13 protein-coding genes are annotated in these 13079 nt (G+C 64.5%); 11 read left to right on the forward strand and 2 right to left on the reverse strand.

Translation table 11 applies throughout. The features are described 5' to 3' along the window. The 10 genes from traN to AX702_RS20675 all read left to right on the forward strand — a co-directional run. Window positions 1–1979 (forward strand): conjugal transfer protein TraN (gene traN, locus AX702_RS20625; RefSeq protein ID WP_066782242.1); only part of this gene is annotated, 1979 nt, incomplete at its 5' end. Continuing rightward, window positions 1976–2383, forward strand: coding sequence for a hypothetical protein (locus AX702_RS20630; protein ID WP_024310615.1), 408 nt, complete (start codon window positions 1976–1978; stop codon window positions 2381–2383). The genes traN and AX702_RS20630, both read left to right, overlap by 4 nt. Window position 2384: 1 nt before the next feature. Further along, a complete protein-coding gene (traF, locus tag AX702_RS20635; RefSeq protein ID WP_024310614.1) occupies window positions 2385–3293 on the forward strand; it encodes a conjugal transfer protein TraF in 909 nt (302 codons plus the stop codon). Continuing rightward, window positions 3293–4735: a conjugal transfer protein TraH gene (locus AX702_RS20640; protein WP_037494469.1), complete on the forward strand. Its 1443-nt coding sequence runs from the start codon at window positions 3293–3295 to the stop codon at window positions 4733–4735. Before traF ends, AX702_RS20640 begins: the two co-directional genes overlap by 1 nt. 24 nt (window positions 4736–4759) lie before the next feature. Further along, a complete protein-coding gene (locus AX702_RS20645; protein ID WP_024310612.1) occupies window positions 4760–8014 on the forward strand; it encodes a conjugal transfer protein TraG N-terminal domain-containing protein in 3255 nt (1084 codons plus the stop codon). Window positions 8015–8373: 359 nt separating this feature from the next. Next, a complete protein-coding gene (locus AX702_RS20655) occupies window positions 8374–8733 on the forward strand; it encodes a hypothetical protein (protein WP_066760148.1) in 360 nt (119 codons plus the stop codon). 26 nt (window positions 8734–8759) lie between these two features. Next, entirely contained in the window at window positions 8760–9425 is a 666-nt protein-coding gene (locus tag AX702_RS20660; RefSeq protein WP_256210915.1) for an SOS response-associated peptidase, read from the forward strand. Between the two features lie 43 nt (window positions 9426–9468). Then, window positions 9469–9750: an HU family DNA-binding protein gene (locus AX702_RS20665; protein ID WP_066760143.1), complete on the forward strand. Its 282-nt coding sequence runs from the start codon at window positions 9469–9471 to the stop codon at window positions 9748–9750. 174 nt (window positions 9751–9924) lie between these two features. Then, complete coding sequence (locus AX702_RS20670; RefSeq protein WP_010409232.1) at window positions 9925–10119, forward strand: hypothetical protein; 195 nt, start codon at window positions 9925–9927, stop codon at window positions 10117–10119. A gap of 474 nt (window positions 10120–10593) precedes the next feature. Continuing rightward, window positions 10594–11055, forward strand: a complete 462-nt coding sequence (locus AX702_RS20675) for a YkgB family protein (protein ID WP_066760141.1) — start codon at window positions 10594–10596, stop codon at window positions 11053–11055. A 9-nt stretch (window positions 11056–11064) separates the two neighbouring features. On the opposite strand, the gene AX702_RS20680 is transcribed toward AX702_RS20675, so the two are convergent. Together AX702_RS20680 and AX702_RS20685 are read right to left on the reverse strand one after the other, a co-directional pair. Then, window positions 11065–11715 carry a DUF1109 domain-containing protein gene (locus AX702_RS20680; protein WP_066760187.1) on the reverse strand — a complete coding sequence of 217 codons (651 nt, stop codon included), beginning with the start codon at window positions 11713–11715 and terminating at the stop codon, window positions 11065–11067. A 5-nt stretch (window positions 11716–11720) separates the two neighbouring features. Further along, window positions 11721–12248, reverse strand: coding sequence for a sigma-70 family RNA polymerase sigma factor (locus tag AX702_RS20685; RefSeq protein ID WP_066760140.1), 528 nt, complete (start codon window positions 12246–12248; stop codon window positions 11721–11723). A 265-nt stretch (window positions 12249–12513) separates the two neighbouring features. Between AX702_RS20685 and AX702_RS20690 the strand changes: the two genes are divergently transcribed. After that, the gene (locus AX702_RS20690) at window positions 12514–12909 is read left to right on the forward strand and encodes a thioredoxin family protein (RefSeq protein WP_082731213.1); all 396 of its coding nucleotides are present in this window, start codon (window positions 12514–12516) and stop codon (window positions 12907–12909) included. The last annotated feature ends 170 nt before the right edge of the window (window positions 12910–13079 follow it).

A 13079-nucleotide genomic window follows, 5' to 3' on the forward strand; every position in this document is an offset into this window, starting at 1 on the left:
CCCCGACCCCCACACCCACATCCGCGCCGGTCGCCAGGACGACGGTGACCAGCGTCGCCGAGCCGAGCGCGGCTCCCGCGCGGACCACCGCCAGCACCGCCCGCACGGTTCAGCCCGCAGCGTCGAGCAATGCTGTCGCGGCCGAGCCGAGCGCGCAGTCGAGCAGTTCGACCTACACCTATCCCAAAGGGGACATGGCGGCGGCACGCGCCGCGGCGAAGGCACTGGCGACCCCGGCACGCCAGGCTTCGGGCGGCATCATCTCCTCTACCGATCTGCCCTCGACCATCCCGGGCTTCAGCAGCGGCACGCAGCCCGGCGAAGCCTATGCCGATGATCCCGATGCGCTGATCGCGGCCGGCGGGTCGGCCGCTGGCGCGAACGAGGCGTGGCAGCTCGTCACCGATCCGGGCCGCAAGGTCGTGACCGTACCTGCCGGCGATCTCACGCGCGCGCAGGACGTCGAGAAGGACCCGAACAGCTATCTCGCCGGTCAGTCGGTGGGCGGCGCCGACGGTAGCTGCAAGCCGCTGCCTCCCAACGGCACCACCGATTATTACGAGGCGACCTGCAACAAGGGCGCGAAGCTCGAGGAAACGCCTGCGACCTGCACCGGCAGGATGGACCCGGTAATCGTCGATACGCTCAGGTACTTCTACTACGGCGTGCGCGACCAGAACGAGGGCCAGGGGTTCGCGCGCAACAGCGTCATGCAGGCCAAGGTCAGCGCCGGCCTGTGCCGGGTCGAGGCGGGGACGCCGCATATCTGCGATGCGCAGATCGAATTGGGGGCGGGCGGCGACAACGTCGAAGACTATCGTCGCTGGTGCAAGAGCCTGTCCTCAATGCGCACCACCGCGCAGCTCTATTCCTGCTCGGCCGAAATACCCCAGGCCGAGATCCCGGCCCACCAGAATTACGCGACCGGCACGGTGTATCTCAGGAAGGAAGGCACGCGCGAGGTCACGCTGACGCGCAATGAGGGAAGCTGTCCGGCGCTGGTGTCCGACACCGCCTGCACCGCGACCGGCCCGGAGGTCTGCACCGAGGGGCCTGAGACGCGGATCATCGACGGTGTGTCGGTCACGGCATCGTGCTGGGCGTGGTCGCGGCCGTTCACCTGTCAGCGCATCACCCAGGCGTCCGATTGCAGCGATCTGGAGAACGGCGGGAAATGCACCTTCCTGCGTGACGAGTGCCTCGACGATCCGCAGTCCGGTCCGTGCCAGGTCACGACGAAGGTCTACAAATGCCCGGTCCCGACGCCGCCTTCGACCGGTCCCAAGCAATATATCTGCGGTGATGACGTCTATTGCATCGACGGCGAATGCGAACCGGTCGAGCGCGAGGCGTCGACTGAGTTCAAGGACGCCGTGGTCGGGCTGCACGCGCTGGGCCAGGCCAATGCCGAGTTCGATCCCGATACGCTGACGCTGTTCTCGGGCAAGCGGCAGACCTGCCACAAGCCGGTGTTCGGACTGGTCAACTGCTGCGCGGGCAAGGCCTCGGGCCTCATCACGACCGCTGCCGGCGCGGCCGCGATCGCGGGCGGGCCGGTGGCGATCGCCGCGCTCGCGACGCCGTTCCTGACGATGTTCATGTGCTCGAACGACGAGAAGCTGCTCGACGTGCAGGACCGGATGGGGATGTGCCACAAGCTGGGCGAATATTGCTCGGACAAGGTGCTGGGCATCTGCACCTCCAAGAAGACGGCCTATTGCTGCTTCGAGAGCAAGCTGTCGCGCATCCTGCAGGAACAGGGTCGCCCGCAGATCAACAAGCCGTGGGGCAGCGCCAAGAAGGAAACCTGCAAGGGGTTCACGCTCGACGAATTCTCGCGCCTCGATCTGTCGGTGATGGATTTCACCGAGGTCTATGCCGAGTTCGTCGACGCCGCGAAGCTGCCCGACGAGATCGAAACCTCACGCCAGATCCAGGAGCGGATCAAGGCCTATTACGAGGCGAAGAAGAACCAATGACCGGCGTGACGCATCTGTCGGACCATCGTCCGTTTCCCGACCTTTCGGTCGCGGAATTCGCGGTGCTGATCGCACTCCTGCGCGCCGGACCGCACCCGGCCGGGTTCCTCATCCCGACGCTCGACAGCTGGTTCGATACGAAGCTCTGCGTCGCCGATCTCGAACCGACGATCGCGCGGCTGATCCGCGCCAACCTCATCCTGCGCCGGGGCGAGACGCTCTACCCGCGCCGGCACGCCCGCAACCTCATCATCGGGGTGTACGGCAACCTGTTCCGCATCCTCGCCGACGACATGGCGCAGCTCGTGTCGCTCAAGGAGCCGTCGCTCCTCGGAACGCTCAAATCCTACCTCACCCGCCGCGAACAGGAAGATCGCGAAAAGCAGAAGAAGAAGGACGACTGACATGCGCAAGGCCCTGACCCTCGCTCTCATCCTCTCGGTCGCATCGCCCGTGCTGACGCCGGCGACGGCGCAGGAGCTGACGCCGCTGCCGGATTCGGTGTCGTCCACCCGCGATGCCGGTGACGACGGCCGCGATGGCGGTCAGGATAGCTATGGCAGCGCGGACGATCTCGGATCGGCCGACCGCGTCGCGGCGCAGACCGGCGACGACTTCTACTGCCGCGAACGGCGGCTCGGCACCTGGTTCTACTGCGACAAGCCCAAAGCCAAGCCCGCCGAGCAGCGGTCGGCGCAGCCCGCGCGGTCGTCGGCCGAGCAGCTTGCGGCGATCTCGAAACAGCTGGAGGAGTTGAAGGCGCGGGCGATCCTCGAGCCGACGCCCGAGAACATCAGCCACTATATCGCCTTCCAGCGCGAGCAGCTCGATCGCGCCTCGTCGTTCGCCGACATGTGGCAGCGCACGGTGTGGCAGAACCCCGACCTCGACTACACGCTCCAGCGCCCCGTCAGCCAGCTGGGCAAGCGAACCTGGCTCGACACGCGCAACGCCGATCGCGAGCGCGTGTTGTCGCAGATCTCCCAGCGGTACGGCGTGTTCTATTTCTACTCGTCGGCCTGCGCCGCGTGCGAGACCTTCGGGCCGATCATGCGCAGCGTCTCGGATCGCTTCGGCCTGACCGTCATGGCGATCTCGCTCGATGGCGGGCCGACCCGTGCCTTCCCGAACTACACGGTCGACACCGGGCAATACAAGGCGATGGGCATGCGCGGCCAGCAGGTGCCCGCGCTCGTCCTGTTCGACACCGTCACCAAGCAGCCGATGCCGATCGGCTACGGCGTGATGGCGGCCGACGAGGTGATGAACCGCATCTTCACACTGACCAGCGTCAAGCCCGGGAGTGACTTCTGATGGTCCGCTCGATCGTCCGCTTCTGCGCCGCGGTTCTCGCGCAGGCCAGCATGATCCTCGCGCTTGGCGGTCTCGTCGCGACGCCGGCGATGGCCGACGTCCAGGGCGAGATGAACAGCTATTTCAACAAGTCGGGCGCGGCCGCGAACGTGACCGGCCCGACCGCCTTCCAGGGGCAGTCGGCGGGCTATTACTCGGGTGGTTCGCTGTGGAGCCGCTTTCCGCAGAAGTCGATCAACCCGGTCAGCGTCGCGCTCCCCAGCGCGCGCGGCGGCTGCGGTGGCATCGACCTGTTCGCGGGGTCATTCTCGTTCATCAACGCCGACGAGATCGTGGCGATGCTCAAGGCGACCGCCAACAACGCGATCGGCTTCGCCTTCCAGCTCGCGATCGACAGCATCTCCGCGCAGATCGGCGGGGTGATGAAGGACATGAGCCAGCGCGTGCAGCAGCTGAACGCGTTCAACATGTCCTCCTGCGAGGCGGCGCAGCAGGCGGTCGGCTCGCTGTGGCCGGCGATGGACGGGGCGTCCTCGACGATCTGCCAGCAGGTCGGCGGGGCGAAGGGCTTCTTCTCCGACGCGGCCGCGGCGCGCCACGGCTGCACCAACAAGGGCGAGCGTGAGGATACGATCGCGCGTGCCGGCGACGACGCCGAGCTGGTCCAGTCGAAGAATTACACCTGGTATGCACTGAACGCCAAGAGCGCAACCAAACCGTCCCGGGAATATGCCGAGTTCCTCATGACGATGGTCGGCACGATCATTTATGACGCGACGAAGGCGAAAGACAGCATGGGCGCGTTCCAGTTCATCGCGCCGGCCAGCTGGGACACCTATCAGGCGCTGCTCGACGGCACCGCCTCGGCGCCGACCGACGTGTGGCAGTGCGACACGACCGACGACAAGGGGTGTCTGAAGCCCACGCCCACCAAGCTAAGCATCTCGACCAACGAGGCGCTGCGTACGCGCGTCCTCAAGGCGATGGACAGCATGTCGGGCAAGATCCGCTCCAACGCCGCGCTGTCGGGTGACGAGATCGCGCTGCTCGGGATGACCTCGATCCCGCTCTACAAGATCCTCGTCGTCAACGAGGCGGCGCACATGGGCCTGTCGGGCGGCGATCGCGCGACCCTCGCCGAGATGGTCGCGATCGACATGTTGATGTCGATGCTCGACCGGATGCTGGACACGATCTCGCAGGCGCAGGCGGGCGCAAAGTTCGTCTCGACCGACGAGTTCAAGGCGTGGCGCGCCCAGGTCGACAGCGTGAAGACCGAGCTGTCGCGGCGCAGCGAGAAGATGGCCGGGCAGATCTCCAATACCTACCGGGTGATCCAATACACCCAGTTCATGGAATCCACCCTCAAGAACACCATGAGCCCGCAGTTGTCGGCTTCGCTCCGGTTCGGACGCGGCCTCAGCGCGCAGGGCTTGCGGTAACACGGCGGCAAGGGAGCGACGGCGATGGGCGGGCTCGAAGTCTTCACGATCGGCGGGGGCGAATATATCGTCAACGTCTTCAACGCGGTCGCGGCATGGACCGGGGGCGGGGGCTACCGCTCGATGCTCCAGGTCGTGATGGTGATGGGCTTCATCTACTCGCTGTTCGTCGTCGCCTTCTCGCTCGACTGGCGGGCGTGGTTCAACTGGTTCCTCCAGTCGACGCTCATCTACATGATGCTGATGGTCCCGACCGTCACGGTGAAGGTGACCGACCGGATTAACCCCGCGCTCGCGCCCTCGGTGGTCGACAACGTGCCGCTGGGCCTTGGCGTGATGGCCTCGTTCACGAGCCAGGTCGGCGACTGGATGACGCGCTCGGCCGAGACCGTGTTCGTCATGCCCAACGCGCTCGCGCTGACCAACAACGGCATGATCTACGGCGCGCGGCTGATGGACAAGGCGCGCACCTTCCAGATCACGGACAGCGTGTTCCGCGCGAACCTCGACGAACACCTGAAGCAATGCACCTTCTATGACGTGCTGCTCGGGTTCAAGGCGATGGACGATCTCACCAAGACCAGCAATCTGTGGGAATCGATCGGGCCGGGGTCGCCGGCGCGCAGCCAGCGGTGGATCACCTCGACAGGCCCCGGCACCACCGAAAACTCGATCATCCCGTGCAACGAAGCCTATTCGCGCATGGATGCCCAGTGGCAGACCGCCTACGACAAGGATCTGATCCCGTTCGCCAGGAACGCCTATCCCGGCATCGCCGACACGATCGCGGCCCAGCGCATCCGCGATGACCTGCCGGTGGTCGCGGCACAGATGCACGGCACCTCGACCGATGCCTATTCGTACCTCAAGCAGATCTCGATGATCGACGCGTTCCTGGCCGCGCGCGAGAGCTTCTCCGATGCGGGGTGGGACGCCTATGCGTCGCAGCGCGCGGACGCGCAGGCCAAGAACACCTATACCTCAATCGCGACGCAGGCGATGACCTGGGTGCCGCTCCTCGGCATCGTCCTGACGGTCGTATTCTACGCGATGTTCCCGGTGCTCTTCCCGCTGTTCCTGTTCCCCAGGACCGGCCTGCAGACGCTGAAGGGCTATGCGACCGGGTTCTTCTACCTCGCCTCCTGGGGGCCGCTCTACGTCATCCTGCACATGTTCGTGATGAGCAGGGCGGCGAGCCTCTACCATGCGGCGGCGCCGATCGGGCCGACGCTGCTGGTCTCGGACGGCATGGCGAGCGTCAATGAATCGATCTCGACGCTCGCGGGCTTCCTGATGATGAGCGTGCCGTTCATCGCCGGCGGCATGGCGCGCGGCGCGATGGCGATTGCGGGACACGCCACCTCGATGCTGCAGCCGGCGCACAGCGCGGCCGAGCAGGCGGCGACCGAGCGCACGACCGGCAACTATTCGTATGGCAACACCTCGTTCCAGAACCTGACGTCTGGCATGACCCAGGCGAACAAGTTCGACGATCAGCCAAAGTTCAATTCGGGCTATTCGGTCGGCACGTTCACCAATGCCGATGGCGGGGTGACATACGGCTTCGCGGACGGGACCAACGCGTTCGATACGCGCCAGGGCATCTCGAACCTCGCGTTCACGCCGACGCGGACCGCCGGATTCGACAGCAGCATGAGCCGCGCGCTCTCGGACGGGCAGACGCACACCCAGTCGCTCCGCAGCGCGGCATCGCAATCCTGGAACGCGACAGCGACGACGGCGACGGATCTGTTGACGGCCGCTGAGCATCGGCGGGGGAGTTCGACCGAGACGGGGTCGGGGTTCAATAACAGCATCACCAGAATGACGGAGGCATCTCGGAGCCTTTCCACCGGGCTGACCAGTCGCTTTGGGCTTAGTGAGTCCGACAGTCAGAGTATAGCACGAGCGACCCAAATGACGGGAAGTGCGGATGCAGGCCTTTCGATTGCGGCGAAGTTGTGGAAGGTCGATACAAAAGCAGGCTTGGCAGCCAAGATCGCATCAATCGCCAGCGAGAATACGGACAGACGCATTTCGGGCGAACAGGCGTATTCTGAGCTCTCGGATTATCTTACTAAGGAGACGAATTCGACGCAGGCCCGGGCAGCACGCGACGAATTCATGCGTGAATCGAGCACGAGCGGAGATAGCGAGGTTCGGTCGCTGTCGCAGAAGCTCGGCGTCAGCGTCGGGGAGTCGCGGTCGGCGTCGTTGGAAGCAACTCGAGCCGAAGAGACGTTCCAGCGGGTCAGCAATGATGTGAGGGAGTCCTCGGCGCGGGGCTGGTCCCTCAACCGGAACGAGAGCCAGGAGTTTGTCGTGTATGCCCAGGAGCGGCTTCTCGGCGACGACACGCTGTCGCAGTTCGGGTGGACGCCGGGCATGGTCATGCCGCGCACGCCGCAACAGGAACAGGTGCGCGATATCCTGCTGGGCGAGTTCATGGAGCGCCGCGTCGCTTTGGTTCGCGACGAACTGGGTGTAAGCGTGCCTGAGCGCCTTTCCGGGCAATTGCATGGCCCTGCATCGGCGACGCCGGGTGCGGTACAACAATGGGGCAATCAGCGGGCAGCGGGTGTCAGGGCGCAAGGGCCAGATGTTTCGATCCGCGAGAGTTCGCGCGACCTTGACCTGGCCGGCAACGTCGCTGACGCGATTCCGAACGCGTCAGCGCGCATCACGCGTGGCGCATTCGAGGTCGGCAATGGTGTCGACGAGGCGAGAGGGACGGCGGGTCAGCTAGTTGACCATGTCCAAGAGCGCAATGACGCGTGGATCACGACGACACTTCCGGGTGTTGAGGGCGCGCGCAACTGGGTCCGTGACAATCTGGGCATAGGTGCTGGCACCAGCCATGTTTACGAAGTCCCTCGCGGTGAGCGAACGATGCTGCCGATTTCGGGGCGGCTGAGTTCGGGAATGGGTGGTCGGATCGATCCGGTCACGGGCGAGCCTGGACGGCATCACCGAGGGGTGGATATTGCAGCGCCAGCCGGGACGGAGATCCGCGCGCCTGCATCGGGTCAGGTCATTCGGAACGACTTCCAAGCCAACGGTGCCGGGAATTATGTGGTCCTGCAACACGGCGACGGCTCACAGAGCAAATACTTCCATATGCAGGACCGGTCTGGCTTCCAGGTAGGAAGTACGGTCGAGGCCGGGGCTGTGATTGGCCGCGTTGGCAGCACAGGGAAATCGACCGGGTCGCACCTTCATTATGAATTATGGAGGGATGGCGCTCCGGTCGATCCGAGGCGGTGGCAGTTGAGAAACTAATGGAAAGGAAAAAAGAAAACGATGAGGATTACGGCAATAATTGCCATCGCGGTCCACTTCGAATTCCCGTGACCCTCAACCACAGCCGAGTTTGACGGATAAGCCTCATCCATCAGCTCTCGGCCGTAAGGAGAGGACATATCATACATGTTCTGCGGATTGATGTAATAGGACGAAGGCGAGGGAGGGGACCCACCGATCGGATACCGATCCCAGTCCATTTGGCCAGTTTCGTGGTTCAACATGGCCGCTCCTTCCTTAATCCGTAGCTGACCGAGCTGGTCAGAATTAGGCTTGCAAAGCCTAGCATATCGGATTGAGTCTGACGAGGATTTTCACCCGCACTGACGGAGTGAAGCATGACGGAGCAGAGCGGCGAAAACCCGCGCACGATCGAACGCTACGAGGCGCTGCTGCGCGAGCATCTGCTGTTCTACGATGCGCTGCGTCTGCGCGAGCGCCGGCCGAGGAGCGCGGCGCAGCGCCAGTTTCAGGACGTGGCGTGGGGCAAGGCCCCGCCGGTAACCGATCACGAGCTCGCCTATGTTTGGCACCTGAAGGCGCGTAGGATCGCGCCTTTCAACACCCCGACGCCGGCACCGCATATCGACGACGTGATGGCCGGGTACGACCTCGGGGCGCGGCCGGTGAGTGGCGACGTCGGCACGAAATGGGATAATGCCTGGCGCGAGTATCGTGGTGGCCGGGAGTTCTTCTGAGCCAAACAGATTAAAGGAGTGGACCGATCTGCAACCGATATCGCCTGAGCGCCAAACAGGCCGCGGTGATGCGGTCGGTCGGGTTCGAGCCGCCGTATCCCGAGGACGAGACCTACCCGGTGCCGCGCGAGATCTTCCCGACCGGCAAGAAGACCGCGCGCTATGGCTTGGTCGTCAGGCGGGCAGGGGAGCGTAACCGCCCGCTTGAGCCGATCGCGATGGAATGGGGCTTCCCGACCAAGGTAGCGAGCAAGCGCGACCCGGCGGTCAAGCTGGACAAGTTCGTCACCAATGCGCGGAATCTCTCATCGTCGATGTGGAAGCCGTCGATCGCCAGTCCCGATCGCCGCTGCCTGGTCCCGTTCACGCATTTCGCCGAACCACATCCCGAGGGCGGGAAGGGCGATGACGGCAAACCCCGCCAGATGTGGTTCTCGCTGCCTGACCAGCCCATCGCCTTCTTCGCCGGTCTGTGGCGGCCGACCGAGCGCGGCGATGCCTATGCCTTCTGCACCACCTCTCCCAACCCCGCCGTCGCGCCCTGGCATCCCAAGGCGATGCCGGCGATCCTCCACCCCCGCGATTTTACGACATGGCTCGACGGGAGCCATGAAGATGCCCTGAAGCTCGTCCGCCCCTACGAGGGTGAGATGAGCGCGCAGGAGGCAACTCCCGATGGCGGTTCGGCATGAACCGGGCTAGGCCGGTACAATCATTCACCACCGGGACGTGTTCATGACGACTACATCCGATCTGGCCGAGCAGATCTCCAACACCCATGGCCTCGCAAAGGCCGACGCCAGGAAAGTCATCGATGCGATCCTTGCGAACATCACCGCGGCCGTCGCGACCGGCGAGGAAGTCAGCCTCAACGGGTTCGGCAAGTTCAAGCTGAAGGACACCCCCGAGCGTCAGGGGCGCAACCCATCGACGGGCGAGGCGATCACGATCGCGGCGTCACGCAAGCTGACGTTCGCGCCGGCGAAGGCGGTCCGCGATCGGATGAACGGCAAGTGATAAACGGGCCAGGGTTTTAGAACGCTGGCCTAAACTGAGGGGACTTCATGGCCGATACCGCAGCCGACTACCGCGCGAGGGCAGCGGCCGACCTTGCCGAGGCCCAGCAGCTCGTTCTGCCCCATGCTAGGGACCGTATGCTGCATTCGGCCGATCGCTGGTCGAAGATGGCTGATGCGGCCGATCGCCGTGTCCGGTAACGAAAGCACGACGGTCGCGCTCGACGTGGCTAACTGGTCAGCGGTCCAGGCAATGGTCGAGCGTCTCGACGACAGGGCTGTGATAGCGATCTACGAGCTGGCCGAAGGCGCTGGTCCGGTCGCGGACCTCGCGGCCGCACAGATGGAAAAACGCAACCTCGACTATTGAGCCAAGTTAAGAGTTCGGCCGCTGGTTAAGCCGCTGTTGCCAAGCCGGCACAAGCCACGTTCCTGTTGTTCCCGCGATTTAGAGAAGACATAATCGTCACCAGATAGAAATGACACCGTCTGGTAGCAGCGGGGGCAGCGTGGAGCCATCCAAACAGCGCAGCGCTGCCCCCGCTGATGCCATTACCTCACGGCTCCTGACCCCGGACCCGCTGCGCCAGCAGCGGGCTTGGTTACCCTGGTTTTCACGCGGCTGACCTTTCCCGAAACTCCATGTCCGATGCCGCATTTCGGGAAAATACAATCGGGAACATATTTCGGGAAAATCAGCCCCGGAGCCGCGAGGCGTAGCCGGTTTGCGGCCCAGGATCTCGATCGACCTTCCCAATCGGGAATGTCGGGGGCGAGCCTTGGCTGGGGAGGCGTTGTAACCCATCTCCGTCCCGCTTCGTAAGCGCTCCCAAAGGGGAGATTTATGACGACTAGCTACGTTCCGAACGACGCCACCACCATCGCTGCGTTGCGATGGTCGATCGTCATCGTTTTCGCATTATTCGGCATCGCCAAGTTCGCGGCATATGAGGCCGAGGGCGTGGCAAAGATCGCAAGCCACTATCCGCTCTTTAGCTGGATGTATCCGATCTGGGGCGAGCGTGGCGCAAGCAACGTCATCGGTACTATCGAGTTGCTGACAGGAGCAATGATCGCGCTCGGCGCTCGCTATCCGTTCGCAAGCCTCGCCGGCGGTGCGATGGGCGTATTCACCTTTTGCGTCACGCTCAGCTTCTCATTGGGTGCGCCCGCGTTCTGGCAGGCGGGATACGGCGCTCCGTTTCTCGGGTCGACCGGCCAGTTCCTGATGAAGGACGCCGTGCTGCTGGCAGCCTGTTACGCACTCGCGGTCGACGGACAACGCCGAATGCCGCGCGGCGACTGACGCACGCGGTCACCAGCGCAGGAGCCTTGGACCCATCAGCGCTCCTACGCTGGCGGCGAGGGCAATTCCTAGTGTGTACCAGGTAAGCACGAAGATGGCCGATACCTCGGGGCAGTGAAGGCAGTAGATCGTCGCCGCCCATCCCCCGGCGCTCAGTCCCGCTGCAGCACCGGCGGCCCTGAAGTGTGTCGGCGCGAGACGCCGGAACGACCACAGCAATCCGGCGAAGATCGGGATCGACAGGGTCAGGACGTGCCACGGACAGCTCCGCCAGCTTTGGCCCAGCCACATCGCCAGCCAGTCGCCAGAGGGCGTCGAGGCGAGTTCGACCACCCCGACGCCTGCCAGGAGGAGCGCCGGCACCGCCAGCAGCCATAGGCCGCGCGGGACGCTCGCGTCCGGACGAGCCAGCTTCACCGCCGTGGACATCGCCACCATCGCGATCGACAGGGTGTAGGCGGCCTTGATCCAGAAGGACGATCCTTGCATCGCCGCATCCAGATCGGGGCGAACGCCGATCGTGGCGCCCATGTAGAGAGCCGCGAGGACGCATCCGGTCGCGATCCCGATGGCGATGCGCCGCGCGACGGCGTTAGGCGGCACACGCGCTACGTCGCGGCTGAGCTGTCGGATCAACTGTTCGGTGCTCTCAGTGCTCATTGCCGTCACCCTTTCAGCCGGGCGGCGAGCGCACGAAGGCCGCGATGCACGGAAATCTTGACGTCGGACTCCCCGATCCCGGCTCGGGTAGCGGCCTCCGCGATGCTTTGTCCGTCGATATGCGTGTCCCGAATGGCTCGCGACTGCTTGGGCGGCAGCGTGCCCAGCAGACGGGCGACATCGATCCGGGCATTCGCGGATGCTTCGAAACCCTCCGTCACCAGCATTGCCTCCACGTCCTCGATCGGGATGTGCCGGCGCTGTCGGCGCAGGTGATCGATCATGCGATAGCGTGCGATGGCATAGAGCCACGCCGTGAAGGGGCGGCCGCGATCCCAGGTCGCCCGGCGGCCATGCACGGCGATCAAGGTTTCCTGCACCAGGTCATCCACTTCGTTGCTGCCGGCGAGCCGCCGGCGATAAAAACGTTCCAGCAGCGGGACGAGCGCGCGCAGTAGCGCAGCGTGAGCGGCAGCGTCGCCATCCAGCCCCCCGATCATCAATGCCTTGAGCTGATCTTCGCTTTGCCCCATCTACACCCCGCAACGCCGCGTCGATCAGTATCGAGCGGGATATTGCGAATGATCAAGGGGCATAGCGTCCAAGCATAGTCCGGAACGACCAGCGTTCGTCACCGGCACCTGTTCGTCGTCCATGCAGTCCTACCCTCCAACGCGCCGGTGCACGGACTACGCGGGAGCGCGGCGTTTGGTTACAACGGCATCTTTTCATTCATGTGCCGTGTAACCGGCTTCCTGGTTGTCCCGTAGTGACAGGAACCATCAAGGGAGGTCACCGATGCGTTCCATGTTTCTGTCCGTCGCCGTCATCGCCGCGCCCATCACGATCGCGGCGCCCGCCCATGCGGCACCGACCGTCAAACCGTTCAATCAGGCCGCGTTCGATGCAGCGCAGAAGGCGGGCAAGCCGATCCTTGTCTGGGTCCATGCCCCGTGGTGCCCGGTATGCCGTCAGCAGGCAAAGACGATCGAGCGTGTCATCGCCGAACCCGCCTATCGCGACATGCAGGTCTTCCGGATCGACTATGACACGCAGAAGCCGCTTTGGCAGAAGTTCGGCGCGACGATGCAGTCGACCCTGATCGGCTTTCGCGGCAAGCGCGAAACCGGCCGCATCGCTCACGAGACCAACGATGCCAAGGTATCCGCGGTGATCCGCGGCGCGCTGGCCTGATCCTCTAATGGCCTCGGCGTTGAACCCCGCGCTCGCCTATGTGGCGGGCGCGCTCACCATCCTGTCGCCGTGCGTGCTGCCGCTGGTACCGATCGTCCTGTCGTCGGCGGCGCAGCGTCACCGCTTCGCGCCCGTGGCACTTGCGGCGGGACTGGTGCTGGCGTTCACCG

This window comes from Sphingomonas sp. CCH5-D11 (assembly GCF_001557395.1).
Classification (GTDB): Bacteria; Pseudomonadota; Alphaproteobacteria; order Sphingomonadales; family Sphingomonadaceae; genus Sphingomonas.